Source organism: Haloferax sp. KTX1, assembly GCF_902410085.1.
GTDB lineage: Archaea > Halobacteriota > Halobacteria > Halobacteriales > Haloferacaceae > Haloferax > Haloferax massiliensis.
Genome location: NZ_CABPRH010000001.1, coordinates 421,626 through 441,691 on the forward strand (window position 1 = coordinate 421,626; position 20,066 = coordinate 441,691).

Annotated in this window: 20 protein-coding genes and 1 tRNA gene; 7 read left to right on the top strand and 14 right to left on the bottom strand. The window is 68.9% G+C overall.

From position 1 onward, the window contains the following. Positions 1-80 precede the first annotated feature (80 nt). The 9 genes from FY251_RS02155 to FY251_RS02195 all read right to left on the bottom strand — a co-directional run bounded on the left by FY251_RS02155 (position 81) and on the right by FY251_RS02195 (position 9,327). Positions 81-851: an SDR family oxidoreductase gene (locus tag FY251_RS02155; RefSeq protein WP_148413253.1), complete on the bottom strand. Its 771-nt coding sequence runs from the start codon at positions 849-851 to the stop codon at positions 81-83. Positions 852-965: 114 nt separating this feature from the next. Next, positions 966-1,036 (bottom strand) — tRNA-Gly (locus tag FY251_RS02160). 177 nt (positions 1,037-1,213) lie between these two features. Beyond that, a complete protein-coding gene (locus tag FY251_RS02165) occupies positions 1,214-2,422 on the bottom strand; it encodes a DUF4382 domain-containing protein (protein WP_148413591.1) in 1,209 nt (402 codons plus the stop codon). A gap of 122 nt (positions 2,423-2,544) precedes the next feature. Next, positions 2,545-3,573: an NAD(P)/FAD-dependent oxidoreductase gene (locus FY251_RS02170; protein ID WP_148413254.1), complete on the bottom strand. Its 1,029-nt coding sequence runs from the start codon at positions 3,571-3,573 to the stop codon at positions 2,545-2,547. Positions 3,574-3,692: 119 nt separating this feature from the next. Then, positions 3,693-4,346: a class I SAM-dependent methyltransferase gene (locus FY251_RS02175; RefSeq protein WP_148413255.1), complete on the bottom strand. Its 654-nt coding sequence runs from the start codon at positions 4,344-4,346 to the stop codon at positions 3,693-3,695. A gap of 98 nt (positions 4,347-4,444) precedes the next feature. Further along, positions 4,445-6,571, bottom strand: coding sequence for a type II secretion system F family protein (locus FY251_RS02180; protein ID WP_148413256.1), 2,127 nt, complete (start codon positions 6,569-6,571; stop codon positions 4,445-4,447). Position 6,572: 1 nt separating this feature from the next. After that, positions 6,573-8,267, bottom strand: coding sequence for a type II/IV secretion system ATPase subunit (locus FY251_RS02185; RefSeq protein WP_148413257.1), 1,695 nt, complete (start codon positions 8,265-8,267; stop codon positions 6,573-6,575). Between the two features lie 101 nt (positions 8,268-8,368). Beyond that, positions 8,369-8,866 (bottom strand): hypothetical protein, encoded by a 498-nt coding sequence (locus FY251_RS02190; protein ID WP_042665365.1) that lies wholly within the window; start codon positions 8,864-8,866, stop codon positions 8,369-8,371. Positions 8,867-8,961: 95 nt separating this feature from the next. Next, the gene (locus tag FY251_RS02195; RefSeq protein ID WP_148413258.1) at positions 8,962-9,327 is read right to left on the bottom strand and encodes a cupin domain-containing protein; all 366 of its coding nucleotides are present in this window, start codon (positions 9,325-9,327) and stop codon (positions 8,962-8,964) included. A gap of 210 nt (positions 9,328-9,537) precedes the next feature. Between FY251_RS02195 and FY251_RS02200 the strand changes: the two genes are divergently transcribed. Together FY251_RS02200 and FY251_RS02205 are read left to right on the top strand one after the other, a co-directional pair. Continuing rightward, positions 9,538-10,011: a DUF5793 family protein gene (locus tag FY251_RS02200; RefSeq protein WP_148413259.1), complete on the top strand. Its 474-nt coding sequence runs from the start codon at positions 9,538-9,540 to the stop codon at positions 10,009-10,011. A 127-nt stretch (positions 10,012-10,138) separates the two neighbouring features. Then, positions 10,139-10,765: a uracil-DNA glycosylase family protein gene (locus FY251_RS02205; protein ID WP_148413260.1), complete on the top strand. Its 627-nt coding sequence runs from the start codon at positions 10,139-10,141 to the stop codon at positions 10,763-10,765. 404 nt (positions 10,766-11,169) lie between these two features. On the opposite strand, the gene FY251_RS02210 is transcribed toward FY251_RS02205, so the two are convergent. Continuing rightward, complete coding sequence (locus FY251_RS02210) at positions 11,170-11,844, bottom strand: MBL fold metallo-hydrolase (RefSeq protein ID WP_148413261.1); 675 nt, start codon at positions 11,842-11,844, stop codon at positions 11,170-11,172. Between the two features lie 62 nt (positions 11,845-11,906). Further along, positions 11,907-13,028: a J domain-containing protein gene (locus FY251_RS02215; RefSeq protein ID WP_148413262.1), complete on the bottom strand. Its 1,122-nt coding sequence runs from the start codon at positions 13,026-13,028 to the stop codon at positions 11,907-11,909. Between the two features lie 163 nt (positions 13,029-13,191). Here FY251_RS02215 and FY251_RS02220 point away from each other — a divergent pair, with 163 nt between their 5' ends. Next, positions 13,192-14,190, top strand: coding sequence for an MBL fold metallo-hydrolase (locus FY251_RS02220; RefSeq protein ID WP_148413263.1), 999 nt, complete (start codon positions 13,192-13,194; stop codon positions 14,188-14,190). Positions 14,191-14,216: 26 nt separating this feature from the next. Further along, positions 14,217-14,507, top strand: coding sequence for a DNA-directed RNA polymerase subunit L (locus FY251_RS02225; RefSeq protein ID WP_148413264.1), 291 nt, complete (start codon positions 14,217-14,219; stop codon positions 14,505-14,507). Between the two features lie 63 nt (positions 14,508-14,570). Here FY251_RS02225 and FY251_RS02230 read toward each other — a convergent pair whose 3' ends face one another. Beyond that, positions 14,571-15,131, bottom strand: coding sequence for a DUF1684 domain-containing protein (locus tag FY251_RS02230; protein WP_148413265.1), 561 nt, complete (start codon positions 15,129-15,131; stop codon positions 14,571-14,573). Positions 15,132-15,293: 162 nt separating this feature from the next. Next, the gene (gene hisF, locus FY251_RS02235) at positions 15,294-16,106 is read right to left on the bottom strand and encodes an imidazole glycerol phosphate synthase subunit HisF (protein WP_148413266.1); all 813 of its coding nucleotides are present in this window, start codon (positions 16,104-16,106) and stop codon (positions 15,294-15,296) included. A 177-nt stretch (positions 16,107-16,283) separates the two neighbouring features. On the opposite strand from hisF, the gene FY251_RS22385 reads away from it, so the two are divergent. The 3 genes from FY251_RS22385 (at position 16,284) to FY251_RS02240 (ending at position 17,774) form a co-directional block, all read left to right on the top strand. After that, complete coding sequence (locus FY251_RS22385) at positions 16,284-16,439, top strand: hypothetical protein (protein WP_187367317.1); 156 nt, start codon at positions 16,284-16,286, stop codon at positions 16,437-16,439. Between the two features lie 110 nt (positions 16,440-16,549). Next, positions 16,550-16,717, top strand: a complete 168-nt coding sequence (locus tag FY251_RS22390) for a hypothetical protein (RefSeq protein ID WP_187367318.1) — start codon at positions 16,550-16,552, stop codon at positions 16,715-16,717. A gap of 85 nt (positions 16,718-16,802) precedes the next feature. Further along, positions 16,803-17,774 carry an NADPH:quinone oxidoreductase family protein gene (locus tag FY251_RS02240; protein WP_148413267.1) on the top strand — a complete coding sequence of 324 codons (972 nt, stop codon included), beginning with the start codon at positions 16,803-16,805 and terminating at the stop codon, positions 17,772-17,774. Positions 17,775-17,817: 43 nt separating this feature from the next. Here the strand turns inward: FY251_RS02240 and purL are convergent, their stop codons facing one another. Beyond that, positions 17,818-19,926: a phosphoribosylformylglycinamidine synthase subunit PurL gene (purL, locus tag FY251_RS02245; protein ID WP_148413268.1), complete on the bottom strand. Its 2,109-nt coding sequence runs from the start codon at positions 19,924-19,926 to the stop codon at positions 17,818-17,820. Positions 19,927-20,066 lie beyond the last annotated feature (140 nt).

Sequence of the window (20,066 nt, forward strand, 5' to 3'; positions counted from 1 at the left end):
CCGCGTCGGCCCGATATCACCTCTCACCTCGCGCCGCCCCCGCGTTACTCTCGCGTCATCGCCAACTGGTTCATCCCGCGTTACCGCCAACTGGTCCAGCCGCCGTCAACGACGATGGACTCGCCGGTGACGTACTTCGAGAGGTCGCTGGCGAGGAACACCGCAACGCCGGCCACGTCGTCCGGTTCGCCCTGCCGACCGAGCGGAATCATCGCGGTCAACTGCGCCACCTGTTCCTCGCTCGTCTCCTCGGCCCCTTCCGGGCCGATTTTGGTCTTGATAGCGCCGGGGTGAATCGCGTTCACCCGGACGCCGTCTCCGCCGAGGCCGTGGGCGAGCGAGTACGAGAGCGTCCGGACGGCTCCCTTCGACGCGCTGTACGACGGGTAGTTGCCGTTGCCGAAGATGCCGTTGACGCTGGAGACGTTGATAATGCTCCCGCCGCCCGATTCGACCATCCGCCTTGCGGCCGCCTGCGCCCCGAAGTACACGCCCTTCAGGTTGATGTCCATCATCCCTTGGAACTCGTCTTCCGTGACGTCGAGGAACTCCTCGGGCCGCCAGATGCCGGCGTTGTTCACCATCACGTCCACGCCGCCGAACGCCTCGGCGGCGTCCATCGCCGCCTCGAACGCGGCCGGGTCGGTCACGTCGAGGTCGACGTACGTCGCCGACGAATCGGTGTCGGCCTCGATTCGCTCGTGGGTGGGCGCGCCGCCCTCCTTCGGGTCTTCGCGGATGTCGCAGACGACCACGTCCGCGCCCTCCTCGGCGTAGGCCAGCGCGATTCCCCGTCCGATTCCCGAGCTCCCGCCGGTGACGACCGCGACGCGGCCGTCGAGCAGACTCATCTGTAATACACCTCACACGAATATCGACGGAATAACAGTTAAGGATACCCGCCGATTCCGACGAGGGCGAGAGTCGCTGAGCGCTCTCCGCGGCGAGTAGCGGTCCGGAGAAGATGCACCGGCTGGGAATCGAACCCAGATAATTGGCTTGGAAGGCCAATGTCTTACCATTAGACCACCGGTGCTCATTTCATTCGCACCGTGCATCGACGGACTCCGTCCGTCTCAACACCGGTGCACTCGTTCGTCCCTCACTCGTGCACCGAGCCTTGGACTCGTTTCACTCGTCCAAGACACCGGTGCCCGCGTGTGGCATCTATCCCTTCATTCTCGACGCCCCAATAAGGATGTTACCTTTTCGGTCAGGCGGCGAGGGAGGTCGATTCGCCGCCCTCGGCGGGGTTGTCGGGGGCGCTCCCGACGACTTCGAACTCGAACTCCGTCTCGGCCTCGGCCTCCCCGTCGACGACGACCACCGTCACGTCCCGCTCGTCGGGGATGGCGACGCCTAACTCGCCGTCGGCGTCGGTCGTGCCGGCGGTCTCGTCGTTTATCGTCACCGTCGCGTTCTCCACGGGCGTCCCGTTCCGCGTGACGACGACCGTCGCGTTCTCGCCGGCGGAGGCGTTCCCGTCGAAGTTCACGGTGAGGTTGCCCTCGGCGTCGGTTTCGGCGCGCTCGCCGTCGTCGGTCTCGTTTTCGGCCGCTTCGACCTCGGCGTTCGCGTCAGCCTCCGCCTCCGCCTCGGCCGTCTCCTCCGCGCCGACCTTCGTAATCGGGACGTTCGTCCCCGACTCGCTCACGACGGGCTTGAGGACGTACTTCCCGCTGCCGCCCGCCTCGAACGCGGTGATGTCGAAGACGAAGTCCACGGACTCGCCGTTGCCGACCTCGAAGTCCGTGTTGAGCTGAAGCTTGTTACTGGGGAGCTTCACGTTGACCTGTTCGCCGGTCTTCAGCGTCCCGTTCACGTCGCTCACGTGCACGAAGACCTTCGTGTAGTTGCCTTCCGGCACGTCGTATTCGCCCACGAGACTCGCGTTCTCGCCCTGCAGTTCGGTCAGGTCGACGGTCGCGTCGTCGACCTCGTAGGTGACGCTCGACTCGCCGTCGGCCGCGTCGGTGTCGTTCGCGTCGTCCGCTTCTTCGATTTCGACGTCGGCCTCGGAGTCAGTGTCGGCGTCGGCGTCGACCGACCCGTTGGCCGAGGCGGACGTGTTCGTCGCGTTCGTCGTCGCGTCGGCTTCGATTTCCACTTCGACGCTCGCGTTCGCCTCCGCGTCGGCGTCGGTCTCGGTTTCTGTCTCAGTCTCGGTTTCCGCGTCGCCGCCGTCGGCTTCGGCTTCCGCGTCACCGTCCGCGCGGACGAGCGTCACGCGCTCGATGGTGACGTTGAGGTGTTCGAAGTCCGCGATGGCGTTCTGCTCGTCGCTCACGTAGAAGTTCACGGTCCCGGTCCGGGCCGCGTCGCCGCCGTCGGGCGACGCGGTCGTCGTCGCGTCGGCGCTCCCGTCAGTCTGCGTCTCGGTCATCGTGCCGGCCCCGCCCGCGCAGCCGGCCAGTACGACCATGAGCGCGAGCAGGACAGTCGCAAGTCCAGTACGTTTCATCGTGGGAGACCGTACTGGTCGCGGGAACTTTAGAAGGGTGTTCGTAGACCTCGGTTTTCACCGATTTTCGCCGAATTACCGCCTCAGTCGTCCGCGTGCGACTCGTTGAACCGTTTTGCCTTGTCGAGCAGGCCGGGCGAGATGCCGGGCACGTCGTCGACGCTCACCGCGCCCTCGGCGCGAATCTCGTCGAGGCTCTTGGGGAACTCGCGGAGTTCCATGTGGATGGCGATACCGGCCTTCGCGCCCTTCCCCATCGCCACCGGAATCTGGTTGTGGCCGGGGGTGATGTCGCCGACGGCGAACACGCCGTCGACGCTGGTCCGACCGTGGTCGTCCACGGGGACCGTCCCGTCGTCGTCGAGGTCCACGTCGAGCGCCTCGAACAGCGCCGTGTTGTAGTTCGAGCCGTACATGGCGAAGCCGCCTTTGTACTCGCGGACGGCCCCGTCTTCGAACTCGAAGCTCTCCAGCCAGCCGTCGTCGCGCTTCGTCATGCCCGAAATCTCTTCTTCGACGATATCGACGGGGTGCGCCCGGACGAGTTCGTCCGTCTCGTCGGACCACGTCGGCTCGTCGCCCCGGAGCAGCAGGTCCACCTCGTCGGTGAAGTTGAGCATAATCATGGCGACGTAGGCCGCCGAGTCGGAGTGGCCCATCACGTACACCGACTCGTCGACGAACATGTAGGCGTCGCAGTGCAGGCAGTAGTGCAGGCCCTTCCCGGTGCGGGGAAGCGGCGGCTCGGGGCGCTCGTCGTTGAAGCCGACGCCGAGGACGACGCGGTCGGCGACGAACTCGCCCTCGTTGGCGACGAGGCGGAACCGACCGTCGTCTAACTGCTCCGCGTCGGTCACGAAGTCGCGGTGGATGTCGGTCCCGTAGTCTTCGAGTTGCCCGCGCGCGGTTTCGAGGAACTCGTTGCCGGAGACGTCCTCGGTGACGCCGATGACGTTGTGCGTGTCGAGCATCATGGCCGCGCGGCCGCCGCCGCGGTCCACGAGCGCGGTGTCGTGGCCCAGTCGCGTCGTGTAGAGCGCGGTCTGCAGTCCGGCGGGGCCCCCGCCCACGACGACAACCTCGTACTCCCGTGGTTCGTCGGTGTCGGTCATACACGGGGATTCGTCGCGGCGCTCTTAAGCCCACATCACCTGTGCGCGGCCGGCATCCACCCGAAACGTGTTAACGCCCGGCACGCTGGGGGCGCGACGCCCGAAGCCGACCGCGACGCTCAGCGCCCGGCGACGACGGCGTAGCAGTTCCCGCTGGACACCGTCGATTCGACGACCGCGAGGTCGCTCGCGTCGAGGTCGGCGTCGAACTCGTCGGGCGCGTAGATGTGGTAAAATCGGGGGACCGTCTCGCCGCCGGGGAGCGTCCAGTCGACCGTCGTGTCGAAGCCGTCCTCGCGGTCGAACGTGTCGTGGGCCGTGCTCCACGCGCTGACGACCGCGCGGCCGTCGGCGTCGAGCACGCGCGCAAGTTCGTTCAGGCTGGCCACGCGCGCCGCCCGCGGCGCGAGGTGGTGAATCGTCGCCACGTACACCGCGAGGTCGAAGGCGTCGGTGGCGAATGGGAGCCGCGAGGCGTCGCCCTGCACGAGTCCGGCGTCGAAGCCGCGTTCCGCCGCCCGCGCGACCGCCTCGTCGAGCAGGCCGCGGCTCACGTCGAGGCCGACGACCTCGTCGGCGTGTGCAGAGAGGAGTTCGACGTGCCGACCGTTTCCACAGCCGAGGTCGAGCGCGCGGGCGGCCGGTCCCGACTCGGTCGCGTCGGCGACGAACGACTCGACTTCGGGCCACGGGTACTCGCGGGTCGACGCGAAGTGCGACGCGATGCGGTCGTACGTCTCGCGGACCCCGTCTCGGGGTTCGTCTCCGTCCATGCCGGTCGGTCGCGGCGGCGGGACAAAGACCGCACGGGTCGCGGGCGACCGCATCCGCGGGCGGCTCCGACCCGGCGGTCGGCGAGCGGGGCGCACGCTCAGATGAACATGAACGTCACGTAGGTGACGACGAGCAGAATGGCCGCGTGTTTGACGCCGTCGGCGACCTGTCCCTCACCGAGCTGTCCGGCGATGAGTCCCGAACACAGCCCCTGAATCGCCGTGACGTGGAAGAACAACAGCGTGTACGAGGCCGTGTTCACGTCGCGCAGGCCGGAGAACGTGCCCGAACTGACGCCCGCGACCTCGCCGGAGCCGACGGCACCGGCGCTGGCCTGCTCGACCGCCGGGATGAACGACACCGTCAGCGCGGCGATGATACCGAGGAAGACGAGAAACGAGATGTAGATGACGAGGAGGTAGGTGACCATCTCCTGGTTCCGCTCGCGGGCGAGGCGGCGGCTGTCTTGGGCCTCGTTGGCCGCGATGCGGAGCACGGGCGCGAGGTCGCCGCTGGCGCTCATCGCGTTGGCGATGAGGGTCACCGACCGCGACACCATCGGACTCGCCGTCCGGCGGTCCATCCGCCGGAGCGCGGTCTGGGCGTCGGCCCCCCAGTCGATGTCGCGGACGGCGCGTTCGACCTCGTCGCCGAGCGGCCCGAGGTCCGACGCCGACACCCGGCGGAGACTCTGGACGACCGTCAGGCCGGCCTCGTTGACGCTGGCGAGGCGGTCGAGGAAGTCGGGCATGCTCCGCTCGATGGCGCGGATTCGACGCTTCCGAAGCTCGTGGAACGCCGAGACGACGACGAGCGCGCCGATTGCGGCCTCGACGACGTGTTGGTCCGCCGCGTCGGCGACGCCGAGTATCGTCGGGTCCGCGGGGAGCGTGGTCCGGAGCGCGACCCAGACCAGCCCCAGCGGGACGGTGAGCGCGAGCGTGGCGAGCGGCTTGCGGCCGAGGGTGTCGAGCGGGCGCTCGAACCAGTCGCGAACCGCGCGGAAGCGGTCGAAGGCGGCGAGTCGCTCGCGGTTCGCGCCCCACGGGTCGCCTCGGACGTCGGTCTCGCCGCCGTCGGTCGCGGGCGGCCCCCCGCCGTCGGCGGATGTGCCGATGCGGCGACCCGAGTCGCTCGCGGTGTCCGCGCCGTCGTCCGCGACCGTCGCGCCCCGGAGCGACTCGGTGATGCTGTCGATGTAGACGACGAAGCCGAAACTCGCCAGCGGGATGCCGACGTAGCCGACGACGCGGATGAGCGTCAGCGTGTCCGCGAGGACGAGGCCGATGACGACGAGGACGGTGATGAAAAACAGCGGGCCGGCGACGAGGACGGTGACGTACACCTCCGCGAACGTCGAAAGCAGGTCGAGGTACTGCTGTTGTTGGGCCTCCGCCTCCGCCTGAAACCGCTCGTACTGCTCTTGGAGGAACGACGAGAGGTTGCGCCCGCTCCCGAGGACGCTGGCGAGGTTCTCGGCGAACTCTTCGAGGCTCGGACTCGGCGTCCGCGTGGCCATCGTCTGGAGCGCGGAGAGCACGTCGGTGCCGAAGGCGTCCATGTCGCGGACGACGATGGAGACCTCGCGCGCCGCCTCGCCGTAGATGGCCTCGTTTCGGGCCAGCGTCTCCAGCACCTTCGGGAACGGCATCCCCGACCGCGACAGCGCGAAGACGAACGCGACCGTCCGCGGGAGCGTCGCCTCGATTTCCGACGAGCGGGTCCGCGCCCGCTCGGTGAGGACGTACCACCGGCCCCAGTAGACGCCGAGCGCGAGGAGCGTCCCGAGCGTCGCGCTCGAAAGCAGAAGCGCGAGAAACAGGTCGTGGAGCGAGAGCGCCCGAATGCTCGTGAGGCCGCCGAGGAAGCCGAGCGGGGCGGGGAGGACCTCCCGAATCGTCTCGGACTGGACGGCGAGGGTGTCGAGCGCCGCGGCGGCGAGGTAGACGCCGAAGACGCTCCCGGCGACGCCGAAGACGCCCGCCATGAGGAGCGTCCGCGAGGCGTACACCCGGTGGGTGACGCTCACGTGCGCCGCCCGCAGTTGGTTTCGCTGTCCCCTGCGCCGGGGGTTCTCGTTGGCGACGTAGAACCCGAAGACGGAGAGCGCGACCCGCGAGACGAGGAGGTCGGCGGCGCGGCTCACCGGCGACAGGACGACGGGGAGGACGAGGAGGACGGCGAGGACGAGGGGGAGCAGCGACAGGAACTGCGCGGCGGGCATCTCAGGCCTCCGAGCCGGCGTCGACGATGTTCTCGTCGGTCTCGACGCGCCGCATCACGTCTTCGGAGTCCGCGTAGTACTCGTTGATGAGCGCCGTAAAGCGCCGGTAGTCGGTGACGCCCTTGTCGAGGAGGTACCGGAGGAACGTCTCGCGTCGCCGGAGTTCGCGCCGGAGTTCGGTCCGCGACCAGCCGTTCTCGCGCTGAATTTCGGTGAGAAGCGAGCTGTCGTTCCGGCTGAACGTGTCGGTCTCGGGCTCCCACGCGAACGCCGACGAGTAGTCGAGCTCGCCGGTCCGCTGGTCGATGTCGCCGATTTCGCCGATGGTCTGCGAGCGGCGGACGCGCTCGCCGTCGTGGCGGGTGAGCGTCTGGACGCACAGCAGGTCCAGCGACTGCACCATCGCGCGGGGGACGTTGATGGGCTCGTTTTCGAGGCGGTTGATGACCGTCTCGATGCTGTCGGCGTGCATCGTCGAGAACGTCGTGTGGCCGGTGTTCATCGCCTGAAACAGCGTCACGGCCTCGTCGCCGCGGACCTCGCCGACGATGATGTACTCGGGGCGGTGTCGGAGCGCGGAGCGAAGCAGGTCGTACATCGAGATGTCGGTCCCCTCGTGGAGTCGCTCGCGGGTGACGGACGACAGCCAGTTGTCGTGGTAGAGCGCGAGTTCGCGGGTGTCCTCGATGGACAGCACCTTCGACCGCGGCGGGACGAACATCGACACCGCGTTCATCGAGGTGGTCTTCCCCGAGGCGGTGCCGCCCGCGAAGATGAGGCTCTTGTTGTGTTCGATACAGAGCCACAGGTAGGCCATCTGCTCGATGGAGAACGTGCCGTAGCGCACGAGGTCGATGGGCGTGAACGGCTCTTCGGCGTACAGGCGGATGGTGAACGCCGACCCGCGCGGGGTGACCTCCTCGCCGAGGGCCAACTCGGCGCGCGCGCCGTTCGGAAGCGTCGTCCCGAGGACGGGGTCGCCGACGCTGATGTGCTGGCCCGAGCGCTGGGCGAGTCGGATGACGTAGTTGTCGAGTTCCTCGGCCGCGAACGAGACGTTCGTGGCGATGTCGGTGTACTCGTCGTGGTAGACGAAAAGCGGGAGGTCGTAGCCGTCACACGAGATGTCCTCGATGTGCGGGTCCTTCATCAGCGGGTCCAGCGGGCCGTAGCCGTGGAAGTCGCGCCGGAGGTAGTACAGAAGCGTGTAGAAGGTGTTCATGTCGAGTTCCAGCCCGTACTGTTCGAGAATCGACTGGAGTTCCTCGACGAGCGCCGTCTCGGTCCGCGGGTCCGCCTCGCGGCGGTACAAAAGCGGGTCGCGGACGTCGGTGCGGACGCGTTCGAGCAGCGACGCCTCGAACGCGTCGAGATCGGGTTCGACGGTGTGGTACCGGTGGGCGGTCGCGTCACTGTCATAGGTGACGACCACGTAGGCGAAGGGGGCGTTCACCCAGTAGCGCTCGACCTCCTCGTGGCCCTCGGGGACCTCGTACGTCCCGAGCGGCGTGTCGCCGGGCGAAAGCGGGCGCACGTCGAGGTCAGACCCCCGCAGCATCTCCGCGGTTCGGCGCAGGAGCCGTTCGGCCTCGGCGGCCGCGGCGTCGAACTCCCCGTCGGCGAGGAGTCTCAGCACCCCTCGGTCGGCCCGCGGGTCGCGCGTCGCCGTCGTCTCGCTCGTCGTATCTCGTGCCATCGTCACCCGGTCAGTTGGTCGGGAGGTATGGCGGGTCAGAACTTAAAAGGTCCGCGCGGGAGACTGTCACTCGGGGTGAACGACCGGCCCGCGGCGCGCGTTCAGGTCCGGTCGACGGTCAGGAGAACGCCGGCGAGGACGAGCGCGATGACGACGCCGACCGGGAGCGGAACCCCCGGGAGCCCGCGCGTCGCGAGCAGATACGTCGCCGCGGCGAAGACGACGCCGACGACGCCGAGGAGTCCGCCGAGGACTCGAACGGGGTCGACCGGGCCGGCCTCGACCCGCTCGTCGCGCAGGTAGTAGACGATGGAGAACAGCACCGCGAGCGCGAGGACGGCCGCGCCGACGACCCACGTCTGGTAGGCGACGGCGACGGTCTGTCCCGACTGGAGCGACAGCGCGGAAAGCGGGGTCCGGACCGCGACGCGGCTGGAGAGCCCCCACGCGAACTGAATCTCGGCGAAGGGGAACCGGACGAAAAGCAGGCTCGCGCCCGAGACGTTCGGCGTGTACGCGACGTTCCACGGGAGGAGCGCGCAGAGCCACGTCGAGACGACGGCCAGCGCACCCGCGTGTTCGGAGCGGACCCAGACCATAGGACAATCGCACGGTCTGACAGGTAAAAACTACCGACAGTCCGGGCGCGTCGGCCGCCCGCGTCGCCGGGCGCGACGCCCGAGCGGACGAGCCCTCAGTCGAGCCGCTCGGGGTCGTGAGTCAGGTCGCTCGCCGCGGCGTCGCCGGTGTTGAGCGTCTCGGTCGGCTCGACGAGGAGCACTTCGCTCGGTTCGAGTGCCACGGGGCGGTGTTCGACGCCGCGGGGGACCACGAGCAGGTCACCCGGGCCGAGGTCCGCGTCGTCGCGGTCGCGGAACTCGATTCGGAGCCGCCCGTCGCGGACGAGAAACAGCTCGTCGGTCCCCTCGTGGGCGTGCCAGACGAACTCGCCGTCGAGCTTCGCGACTTTCACCGCGTGGTCGTTCAGCTCCGCGGCGATTCTCGGGGCCCACGTCTCGTCGAACGACGCGAAGATCTCGTCGAGGTTGACGGGTTCCATACGCGGTTCGCTCGCGGCGGCGGCCGATAACCGTTGTGACCGACGCGGGGCGGCCGGCGTTCGCTCGGCGCGTCCCGACTCCGGCGGCGGCCGGAACCGACGAGAGCGGCGTTTCCGTGTCGAACCGGCGCATTCGGCCGGTTTCGACCCCGGAACCACGATTCGGGGGCGTCACGTTAATAGGCCGCGCAGTACAACCAACAGTACGGAATGCGGCGTGACTACTTCGAACTCGATGTCCGCGACGTCGATTGGTACGAGGACGACGGCGACCCCCGCCAACCGACAGTATCTATCGACTTCTACGGCCCGGCCGAGGAGCTTCGGTCTCGGTTCCTCTCGACCAGCGGCGACGTGGTCGCCGCGGAGGAACTGGACGTCTCCTTTCGGTTGCAAGACTCCGTCGACGACGACGACGCCCGCGGCGTCGTGAGCGTGACGGACCGACTCACCGGCGACTACGTCCTCGAACTCAACGCTCGGGCGGAGGACGTACTGGACTTCATCCGCGCGGCCCGCGAGTACGGGCGCGTCGCGGGCGACGACGAGGGGCGCTACCGCGTCGACGTGGCCATCGAGAGCGACCACTTCGAGACCTTCGAGAAATCGACGTTCCTCGTCTACGACGGCGACGGGACGCTCCTGCGGAGCCAGAGTCTCATCCCCTCGGGCGTCGAACTCTGAGGGCGCTCGCCGGGTCGACGACGCGGACGACGCTCTCTCACTCTCTCGACGCGTTCCTCACGCTCGTTCGTGTACGATATCGGGCGGAACCACGTCTTCTTTACCGACCGCTCCCACAGAGTGTACCGTGAGAAACGTAACCGACCGCACGAGAAACCCGTTCGACATGCGACCGTCGTGTGACCGGTACGTCCCCGGCTACGGCGACGCCAACGCCGACTTCCACGTCATCGGCGACCACCCCGGCGTCCACGGGGGCGTCGAGACCGGCATCCCCTTTTCGGGGGCGGCGGGCGCGAGGCTGTTCCCGGCGCTCGAAGACGGCGAACTGCTGGCCGAGGCGGGCGACGAACCGACCGTCAACAGCACGTTCCTCTCGTATCTCCACATGTGCGTGCCGGACGGGACGCCGTCGGCGGCCGACTACACCGACATGGAGCGGTTTTTCGACGCGGAGCTCCGCGCAATCGCCGCCCACGTCCTCCTGCCGGTCGGCGCGGTGGCGACGAAGCACGTCCTGAACAACTACACGTCCGTCGGCTGGAAGACCGACGTGGACATGGAGACGCTCCACGGGAACGAGCTCCGCGGGAGCGGCTTCCTCGTGTTGCCCATCAAGGACCCCGCCGAGTGGGACGACGGCGACCACGACGAACTCGTCGCGGGCCTGCTGGAGCTCCAGTCGACCGACTTCCGCCGCGAGTCAGACCTCGGCCGCTTCATGCCCGGAGCGGACCCGTATCTGGTCAGATAACCCGTTTTCGGCCGTATTCGACCGTCGTCCGCGGATTCGATAGATTCTTCACGATTCTACCGTTCGTTCGTCCAGTAACAACCATGATGGTTACTATATGTACAGTTGAAGCGGCTAAATGGATCACATAAGAGCATATTTATCCAATCGTTCTGGAGGCCGTGGTCCTAATTGGCGATAACAAAGGACTTTTTACAACTAGTGTCCAACGTGGTGTTGACGCGCGTGGTTCGATTCACTTCCGCCGGGCGCGTCAGGCAGCTGTGAGACTGGTGCTCCTCACAGTGGCTTGGTCAGTCCGGGGACCTGCGCTCGGCCGCGGTCCCCGCTCTTAACTCAGACGCGAGCGATAGCTCGGTGTCTCGCCTCCCGTCCCTCCGAACAGAGAGCGGCGTCGCTTCCGCTCAGAGCCTGTCGGCGAGTCGCTTGAGCGCGCCGTATCCGTACTCCGTGACCGGTTCGCCGTGGCCCACCGCGACGACGTCGACCGGCGGGCAGCGCGCCGCGAACTCGCGGACGCTCCGCCTGTTCTCCGCGGCGTCGGTCGCCATGAACGCCGGCAACGTACCGAGCCGCCCGTTCGACTCGCGGACCAGGTCGCCGACGAACGCGACGCCGCGGCCCTCGTGGACGAACGCGGTGTGTCCGGGGGTGTGTCCCGGCGTCCGGTACGCGACGAAGCCGCCGAGTTCGTCGCCGTCGCGGACGACCTCCACGGGGTTCGTCGGCCGGTCGAGGAACGACGCGAGCGCGCGCTGTGCGACGCCTTTCGGCGAGCGGAGCGACGGCTTCGACGCGCCGGTCAGGTGCGAGGCGTCCGGCTCGGCGAGGTGAATCGGCACGTCGTCGCGGAGGCTGAGCGAGGCGAGCGTCCCGACGTGGTCGAGGTCGAAATGCGTCACGAGCACCCGGTCGATTGCGCCGGGGTCGAGGTCCACGCGGGCGAGACCGCCGAGGAGTCGGTCGCGGTCCCACGGCGTCCCGGCGTCGACGAGCGCCGTCTCCGAGCCGTCGGAGACGAGGTACGCGTTCACGCCGCGGAGTCGGAACCGTCGGACCGAGTCGGTCGGAATGGTCATACCGGTCCGTCGGGCGCTGGCGACAAAAATCGTGGGCGACGACGAAGCGCGCGTCGCGCCGGCTACCGCGAGGTGAAGAGATACCACCCGGCGTCGACGACGAAACCGCCCGCCCCGAGGAGCGGGCAGACGACGAAGCCGAGGAGGTCGACCGCGACGGGTCGTCCGACGCCGAGCGCGCCGGCCGCCACGAGCGCCAGCGGGACGCCCGCCGCGAGCGCGTAGGCCCACGTGGTCCACGCGTGGCCGAACCGGGCGATGACCCCCGCGAGCGAGACGGCGAGGAGCGCCGCCGCGACCGGGAGGGCGAGCGCCGCCGGCGTCGCCGCGGCCTGCAGGGCCGCGAGAGACGGGAGCGACAGCGGCGACGACGCGAGGAGTCCCGCGGCGGGCGCGGCGGTGTCCAGCGACGCGAGCGCGGCCGCGAACCCCGCGCCGTCGCCCGCGAGGTGCCACGCGAAGCCGCCGAGATACGCGACCAGCGCGACGAGCGAGACGCTCCAGCCGTACCAAAGCGGGTTCGTCGCGCCCGACGTGGGCGCGGTCGTGGCCGACGACTCGGGACCGTCGCGTCCGCGTTCGAACCGGCCGGTCGTTCCGGTCCGACCAGAGCGACCGGACTCCGAGGTTCGGGTGCGGCCGCGCGACGACCCGCCCGCGCCCGACGACTGCGATGCGCCCGTGGCCCGCGACGACGAGGACGACCCGGAGGCTCGCGACCGGCTCGACCGCGACGAACTCGACGCGGACGACGCCCGCCGAGAGGACGACGACGCGCGCTGGGAGGACGACCGGGAAGACGAGGACGACGACGAAGACGACGTTGTGGACGACGACGAAGCCGACCGCCCGGCCGACGACCGCCCCGGGGCCGACCGACCGCCGGTGTCAGACTCGCCGCGCCCGCCGTTCTTGCCGGCTTTTCCGGGATACTTGAACTTCGTCAGGCCGTCGAGGCGTTTCTCGACGTACGGGCCGTGACCCATCCGGTCGTAGTCGGCGCGCTCGGCGTCGTCTGTGAGGACTTCGTAGGCCTTCCGGACGACGGTGAACTGCGCGGTCGCTCGCTCGTCGTCGTTGACGTCGGGATGGTACTCCCGCGCCCGCTGACGAAAGGCCTGTTTTATCTCCGCCGTCTCGGCGTCGCGTTCGACCCCGAGGAGTTCGTAGAAGTCCACCGGCATTCGACGTGCGATTCGATGCGCGGCCGGCTTTTGAATGTGTCGGGCGTCAGGCCGGCGTGCGGGCCGCCGACTCGCCGATGGTCGGACGACCCTCGGCCGCCCCGCGGGACGCCGCCGCCAGTGGAGTCGGAATAATCATGCACCTCGACGGCCAGGTGGTCGCATGGAACGAATACGGCTCGGGAACACCGTCTTCGAGGGGCGGAACAACGCCTATCTCCTCCCCGGCGACCGGCCGACGCTCGTCGACGCCGGCGTGGCGACCGACTCGGTCCGACGGGACCTCCGCGAGGGACTCGCGGCGGCCGGCCACGAGGTCGCCGACCTCGAAGCCATCGTCCTCACCCACTGGCACGCCGACCACGCCGGGCTCGCGGCCGAACTACAGGCCGAAAGCGGCGCGCCGGTCTACGTCCACGCCGGCGACGCGGGCATCGTCGCGGGCGACCCCGACGCAATCGCGGCCGAGCGCTCGATTCGCGAGCGCCGCTTCGACGAGTGGCGAATCCCTGACGAACCGCGCGCCGAAGTGACTGACTACCTCGACGGCCACGACGACCTCCGCGGTGGTCGCGTCGACGTGACGCCCGTCGAGGACGGCGACCGCATCGCCGCCGGCGACGGCGAACTCGACGTCGTCCACCTCCCCGGCCACGCCGCCGGACTGAGCGCCCTCGCGTTCGACGGCGAGCGCGGGGCGGGCCGCGAGGCGTACGTCGGCGACGTCATCCTCCCGAAGTACACCCCGAACGTCGGCGGCGCGGACCTCCGGGTCGACCGCCCGCTCGAAACCTATCTCGACAGCCTCGCTCGCCTCGCCGACCTCGACTTCGAGCGGGCGTGGCCCGGCCACCGCGACCCCATCTCCGACCCCGCCGGGCGGGCGCGCGTCATCGCGGAGCACCACCGCGAGCGCACCGAGCGCGTCGTCTCGGTCCTCGACGAACACGGACCCACGGACGCGTGGACCGTGAGCGCGCACCTGTTCGGCGACCTCTCGGGCATCCACATCCTCCACGGCCCCGGCGAGGCGTTCGCCCACCTCGACCACCTCGTCGCCGAGGGCGTCGTCGCGCCCCCGGACGCCGAGGGGCGATACGAACTCCTCGACGCGGACCCGGACTTCGAAGAACTGGTCGCGGTCCCCGAGACGAAACGTTAAAACGCCGCTGGAGGGAACGGAGAGCCATGGAACTGCGGGTCATCGACAAGACCGACGAGGAACTCCGCATCGAAATCGGCGGCGAGGACCACACCTTCATGAACGTCCTGAAGGGCGAACTCCTCCAGACCGACACCATCACGGCCGCGACCTACGACGTGAACCCCGAGCAGTCCGGCGGACAGACGGACCCCGTCCTCTCTATCAAGACGGAACCCGGCGTCGACCCCCTCGACGCGCTCGCGGAGGCCGCCCGCGGCGTCCAGCGCACCGCCGACGAGTTCACCGACGCCTACCGCGTCGGCATCGACGCGTAATCTGCGGGTTCTCTCTCGTTTCTTCCGGCCGCGAGCGGCGCGTCTCTCAGTTCTCGGCTTCGGTTACTCGTCGCCGCCGCCCGGTCCCTCGTAGTCCTTCTCGCCGGCCTCGATGCGGACTTCGAGCCAGTTCTCCATCGGCACCAGCGGGCACTCGTACCGCGGCGAGTAGGCGCAAAACGGGTTGTAGGCGTCGTTGAAGTCGACGACCCAGCGGCCGCCGTCGGTCCGGTCCGCGGCTTCGAGGTCGAGGTAGCGTCCCGCGCCGTACGTCTCCTCGGTGTTCGTCTCGTCGCGGAACGGCACCCACAGGCGGTCCTCGTCGGGGTCGGCGCGGTAGGCGTCGAGCGCGTAGGACTCGCCGTCGACCTCGAACTCGAAGCGACCCCACGCGAGGTACTCGCGCTCGCCGTCGGTCGAGGTGCCGATGGTGATGTGCTCTGGGTCGTCGTACGCCCGGAGTTCGAGTTCGTATCGGAGGTCGGGGTCGGGGGCGAAGTAGTCGAGACCGTCGAAAAAGCTCCGTTGGTCCGGCGGAATCGGCGAGTTGCGGTCGGCGGCGAGATAGCGGTCCTTCTGTTCTCGGTGCGTGCGGAGGGCGTCGAGCCACGCGTCGTCTGTCATCTCGGAGCGAGATACGACGCGCCGGCGGGTTAAGATTGGTTCCGACTGCGCGGGGAGCGCACGACCGGTCGGCGGGGACGGTGGCTGGGGGCGAAAAGCGGGACGGAGAGAGACGAAGAGGGGCGGAGAGAGACGGAGAAAAACTGCCGTAAGGCGCTGTGCTTACAGGCGAACCGGCACGCCGCGCTCGTCGAGGTACTCCTTGACGTCTCGAATCGTGTACTCGTCGAAGTGGAAGATGGAGGCGGCGAGGCCGGCGTCCGCGCCGGCCTCGGTGAAGACTTCGTACATGTCCTCGGGGCCGCCGCAGCCGGAGGAGGCGATGACGGGCGTCGAGACGCTGTCGCAGACGGCCTTCGTCAGCGGGATGTCGTAGCCGTCTTTCGTGCCGTCGGCGTCGATGGAGTTGATAAACAGCTCCCCCGCGCCGCGCGATTCGGCCTCGTTGGCCCATTCGACCACGTCGACGCCGGTTCCCTCGCGGCCGCCCTTGACGGTGCACTCGAACCAGCAGGACTCGCCGTCGACCTCGGCGTAGTGCTCGCCCGCCTCGTCGAAGCGCCGGCGGGCGTCCACCGAGATGACGATGCACTGGCTCCCGAAGGAGCGCGCGCCCTCCTCGATGAGGTCGGGGTTCTGGAGCGCCGCGGTGTTGATAGAGACCTTGTCCGCGCCGGCGCGGAGCGTCTCTTTGATGTCGTCGCGGGTGCGGATACCGCCGCCGACGGTCAGCGGGATGAACACCTCGTCTGCGACCTTCGAGACGGTGTCGAGCATCGTCGCCCGGCCCTCGGCGGAGGCGGTGATGTCGAGGAAGACGAACTCGTCCGCGCCCGCCTCGTTGTACAGTTTGGCCATCTCGACCGGGTCGCCCGTGTACTTCAGGTCCTCGAAGTTGACGCCGGTGTAGACGGCCGGGTTCCCGTCCTCGTCGAGGTCGACGTCGATACAGGGGATGATTCGCTTCGTGAGCATTCGCTACCGAAACGTTTGCGAAAGAGCCGTTTCACCGTTTCGACTACGGCAGGTGCTGGCCGAAATCCGAACACCTCGGCGAGTCCCGGCGACGAGGATGCCGATTTCGGCCCCTCGTCCAGCGGGTGGTTTGATGACTCGTCGGCGAGAACCCCGGCGTGGGTTCCGATTCGAACGATGACCGATTCAGCCGAACTCCTCAGTCTGCTCGTGGTCGTCGAGTTCGTGGTGATGGCCGCGGTAGTGGCGCTTTTGGTCCCGCTCGACGCCGCGCTTCCGTTCCTGCCGCTCGCGTTCGTGTTCCTGGTCGTGCTATATCTGTACTGGACCTGACCCGTCCGGAGCGACGCCCGCCCGCGAGACCGGCCGCCGGCGATGCAGTCGCGGGGGGTCGCAGGCGACGGTTAGGTGCGTTTTTGTACCGCGAACCCGTCGCCCCGCGTATGAGCGACGACCACGACCACGGACACGACGACCACCACGAAGGCGAACAGGAAGGCCGCGTCACCTCCCCGATGCAGGAGTTCTCGATGAGTCAGGTCACGACCGGCCTCCTCGTCTTCGTCGTCGGCCTCGCCGTCACGTTCGGCATCCCGCTGGCGCTGGCGTAAGCGCGCTCGGGGGCTTCGGAACCGGCAACCCGCACGAACTTCCGCGTTCTCTCCGCTTTTCAGGCAGCCGCGGCTACGACCCGTCGTGAAATCGATAGTCGTCACCGAGTACGGCAGTACCGACAGCTTCGAACTGCGAGAGACCGAGACGCCCGAACCGGCCCCGGGCGAGGTCCGCATCGCCGTCGAGGCCGCCGGCATCAACTTCGCCGACATCATGCAGCGGCGCGGGACCTACCGAGACGGCCCGGAACCGCCGTACACGCCGGGGATGGAGGCCGCCGGCACCATCGACGCGGTCGGCGAGGGCGTCGACCGCGAGGTCGGCGAGCGCGTCGTCGCCATGACCGGCGGCGGGGCGTACGCCGAGTACGTCACCACGCCGGCCCCGACGCTGTTCGACGTGCCCGAGTCGATGTCGTTCGCCGAGGCGGCCGGCTTCCCCGTCCAGTTCCTCACCGCCTACAACTGCCTCCACGAGTGGGGCGGCCTCGACGACGACGAGCGCGTGCTGATTCAGGCGGCCGCCGGCGGCGTCGGCACCGCGGCGGTCCAGCTCGCCTCCCACGCCGGCGTCGAGACGTTCGGCACGGCCAGCACCGAGGAGAAACTCGACCTCGCGGCGGACCTCGGACTCGACCACGGCATCCAGTACACAGAAGAGGACTTCCGCGAGGTCGTCGCCGACGAGACCGACGGCGCGGGCGTCGACCTCGTCCTCGACGGCGTCGGCGGCGAGACGTTCGAGCGCAGTCTGGACGCCCTCGCCGACTTCGGCCGACTCGTCACCTACGGCGCGGCCTCCGGCGACGCGGCCGCGGCGGACCCGACGCGCCTGCTGTTCGAGAACAAGTCCGTCATCGGCTTCCACCTCGGAAGCGCCATGCAGCAGCGCCCAGAGTCGATTCTCGGATCGGTGCCGGAGCTGTCCGAACTGCTCGCCGCGGGCGAACTCGACGTGGTCGTCGGCGAGACGTTCGACCTCGAAGACGCCGCGGCGGCCCACGAGTACATCGAAGCCAGAAAGAGCAGCGGGAAAGTCGTCCTCGAACCGTAGCGGACGCGGTGCGACGCGGACGCGTTTTTGCAGTTCGGTTCGTTCAGTCGAGTTCGCGGGCGAGCACGTCGCGCAGGTCGGCGATGTCGCCCGAGCCGTAGGCGACCTCGTCGCCGTCCACCGCGAGCGAGAGCGTCGCGTCGTCGGTGGTCGTCCCGAGTTCGACCACGGGCACGTCGCCCGCGAGGTCGCGCAGTGCGGCCTCGTCGGTCGTCTCGACGACGATGCGACCGGGCGTCTCCTCGAACAGCGAGACGAAGTCGGCGACGGACACGTCCGCGCCGACGTCGTCTGTGACCATCTCGGCCAGCGCGACCGCGAGGCCGCCGTGGCTCACGTCGTGGACCGCGACCGTGGACTCGTCGGCCGCGACCGTCCGAATCGTCTCGACCGCCGTCGCGGCGTCGGCGTCCTCGGGGAGCGCCGGGAAGGCGTCGGAGCCGCCGGCGTGTTCGAGGACCGCCGAGCCGCCGAGCGCCCCGCCCGGGAAGCCGACGAGGAACAGGTCGCCCTCGCCCGAAAGCGAGAGGCCGGGCGAGGAGCCGTCGGCCTTGCCGACCATCGCCAGCGTCGGCGTCGGCGGAATCGGGCCGGAGACGGAGTCGTTGTACAGCGAGACGTTGCCGCCGACGACCGGGACCGAAAGCGCCCGGCACATGTCGGCGAGGCCGTCGACGATGCCCTTGAAGCCGCCGTACACGTCGGGCTTCTCGGGGTTGCCGCCGTTGAGACAGTCGACGGTCGCGAGGGGCGACGCGCCCTTCGCGGCGAGGTTTGTCGCGTTCTCGAAGGCGACCGCGCGCGCGCCGTCGTAGGGCGCGGCGGTCGTCCAGTTGGGGTCCGCGCCGCCGGTGAACGCGAGTTTCGTGTCGGCCTCGGGCACGTCGAGGAGCGCCGCGTCGTCGCCGGGACGGCGGGCGGTCCGCAGGCCGACCTCGTGGTCGTACTGGCGGTAGACCCAGCGCTTCGACGCCGTGTTGGGGTCGGAAACGACCGCCTCGAACGCCTCGGCGAGGTCGAACGCGGGGAGGTCGCGCTCCGCGGACTCGGGTTCGACCGCGTCGAGGTCGTTCATCGGCGCGCCCTCCGCGAGGAACTCCGGGGGTACGTCGACGACGGGTTCGCCGTCGAAGGTGCAGACGTAGTTGCCCTCGGCGACCTCGCCGATGACGGCGCTCCCGAGGTCGAAGCGCGCGGCGAGTTCCCGCACGCGCTCGACGTTCCCGGGGGTCACCTCGTAGCACATGCGCTCTTGGGACTCCGAGAGGAGAATCTCGAAGGCGTTCATGTTCGGCTCGCGCTGGTGGACCTTTTCGAGGTCGATCTCCGCGCCGAAGCCGCCCTTGGCGACGAGTTCGGAGGACGCGCCGCCGAGGCCGGCGGCCCCGAGGTCGCGGGCGGACTCGACGAGGTCCTCGTCGATGAGCGCCTCGTTGCACTCGATGAGCAGTTTCTCCGTGTAGGGGTCGCCGACCTGCACCGCGGGCCGGTCTTCGGTCTCGGCGTCCTCCGCGAGGTCCTCGCTGGCGAACGACGCGCCGCCGAGGCCGTCGCGGCCGGTCGAACTGCCGACGAGGACGAGTTTGTTGCCCGCCTCCTGCGCCTCGGCCGTGACGAGGCGGTCGGCCGAAAGCAGGCCGACGCAGGCGACGTTGACGAGCGGGTTGCCCTCGTAGTTCTCGTGGAACGAGGTCGAGCCGGTCACGGTGGGGACGCCGATGGCGTTGCCGTAGTCGGCGATGCCCTCGACGACGCCGTCGAGGAGGTACCGCGAGTGCTCGCGGTCGAAGTCGCCGAAGTAGAGGCAGTCGGCGAGCGCGATGGGGTACGCGCCCATCGAGAGGGTGTCGCGGACGATGCCGCCGACGCCCGTGGCCGCGCCGTCGTAGGGGTCGACGTAGGAGGGGTGGTTGTGGCTCTCGATACCGAGCGTGATGTAGGTGTCGTCGTCCAGAGCGACGACCGCCGCGTCGTCACCGGGGCCGATGACGACCTGGTCGCCCTCCGAGTCGAACGCCGACAGCAGCGGGCGAGACGACCGGTAGGCGCAGTGTTCGCTCCAGAGGTTTTCGAAGAGTATCTCCTCGGCCGGCGTCGGGTCTCGACCGAGCTCGGCGACGACGAGGTCGCGGTCCGCGTCGGAAAGCGTCATTCACTGGTATGGTCAGAACGCACATTGTAAACCCTTTCTATGTGCACGAACGTGCGCAAAATATGGTCGCGGTCGCGGTCGCCGCCGCCATCCGACTCACGCGGGCGTGTACGGCGGCGGCGAGGCGCTCCGATTCGCCG

What these genes read in the sequence shown, in the direction of transcription:
- FY251_RS02165 (WP_148413591.1), bottom strand. Translation starts at nt 2,422, where the DNA reads ATGGTCGTACTGGCCGGCTGCGCGGGCGGGGCCGGCACGATGACCGAG.
- FY251_RS02185 (WP_148413257.1), bottom strand. Translation starts at nt 8,267, where the DNA reads ATGGCACGAGATACGACGAGCGAGACGACGGCGACGCGCGACCCGCGG.
- purL (WP_148413268.1), bottom strand. Translation starts at nt 19,926, where the DNA reads ATGACGCTTTCCGACGCGGACCGCGACCTCGTCGTCGCCGAGCTCGGT.
- FY251_RS02155 (WP_148413253.1), bottom strand. Translation starts at nt 851, where the DNA reads ATGAGTCTGCTCGACGGCCGCGTCGCGGTCGTCACCGGCGGGAGCTCG.
- FY251_RS02220 (WP_148413263.1), top strand. Translation starts at nt 13,192, where the DNA reads ATGGAACGAATACGGCTCGGGAACACCGTCTTCGAGGGGCGGAACAAC.
- FY251_RS22390 (WP_187367318.1), top strand. Translation starts at nt 16,550, where the DNA reads ATGAGCGACGACCACGACCACGGACACGACGACCACCACGAAGGCGAA.
- hisF (WP_148413266.1), bottom strand. Translation starts at nt 16,106, where the DNA reads ATGCTCACGAAGCGAATCATCCCCTGTATCGACGTCGACCTCGACGAG.
- FY251_RS02170 (WP_148413254.1), bottom strand. Translation starts at nt 3,573, where the DNA reads ATGACCGACACCGACGAACCACGGGAGTACGAGGTTGTCGTCGTGGGC.
- FY251_RS02230 (WP_148413265.1), bottom strand. Translation starts at nt 15,131, where the DNA reads ATGACAGACGACGCGTGGCTCGACGCCCTCCGCACGCACCGAGAACAG.
- FY251_RS02175 (WP_148413255.1), bottom strand. Translation starts at nt 4,346, where the DNA reads ATGGACGGAGACGAACCCCGAGACGGGGTCCGCGAGACGTACGACCGC.
- FY251_RS02195 (WP_148413258.1), bottom strand. Translation starts at nt 9,327, where the DNA reads ATGGAACCCGTCAACCTCGACGAGATCTTCGCGTCGTTCGACGAGACG.
- FY251_RS02190 (WP_042665365.1), bottom strand. Translation starts at nt 8,866, where the DNA reads ATGGTCTGGGTCCGCTCCGAACACGCGGGTGCGCTGGCCGTCGTCTCG.
- FY251_RS22385 (WP_187367317.1), top strand. Translation starts at nt 16,284, where the DNA reads ATGACCGATTCAGCCGAACTCCTCAGTCTGCTCGTGGTCGTCGAGTTC.
- FY251_RS02180 (WP_148413256.1), bottom strand. Translation starts at nt 6,571, where the DNA reads ATGCCCGCCGCGCAGTTCCTGTCGCTGCTCCCCCTCGTCCTCGCCGTC.
- FY251_RS02215 (WP_148413262.1), bottom strand. Translation starts at nt 13,028, where the DNA reads ATGCCGGTGGACTTCTACGAACTCCTCGGGGTCGAACGCGACGCCGAG.
- FY251_RS02210 (WP_148413261.1), bottom strand. Translation starts at nt 11,844, where the DNA reads ATGACCATTCCGACCGACTCGGTCCGACGGTTCCGACTCCGCGGCGTG.
- FY251_RS02225 (WP_148413264.1), top strand. Translation starts at nt 14,217, where the DNA reads ATGGAACTGCGGGTCATCGACAAGACCGACGAGGAACTCCGCATCGAA.
- FY251_RS02200 (WP_148413259.1), top strand. Translation starts at nt 9,538, where the DNA reads ATGCGGCGTGACTACTTCGAACTCGATGTCCGCGACGTCGATTGGTAC.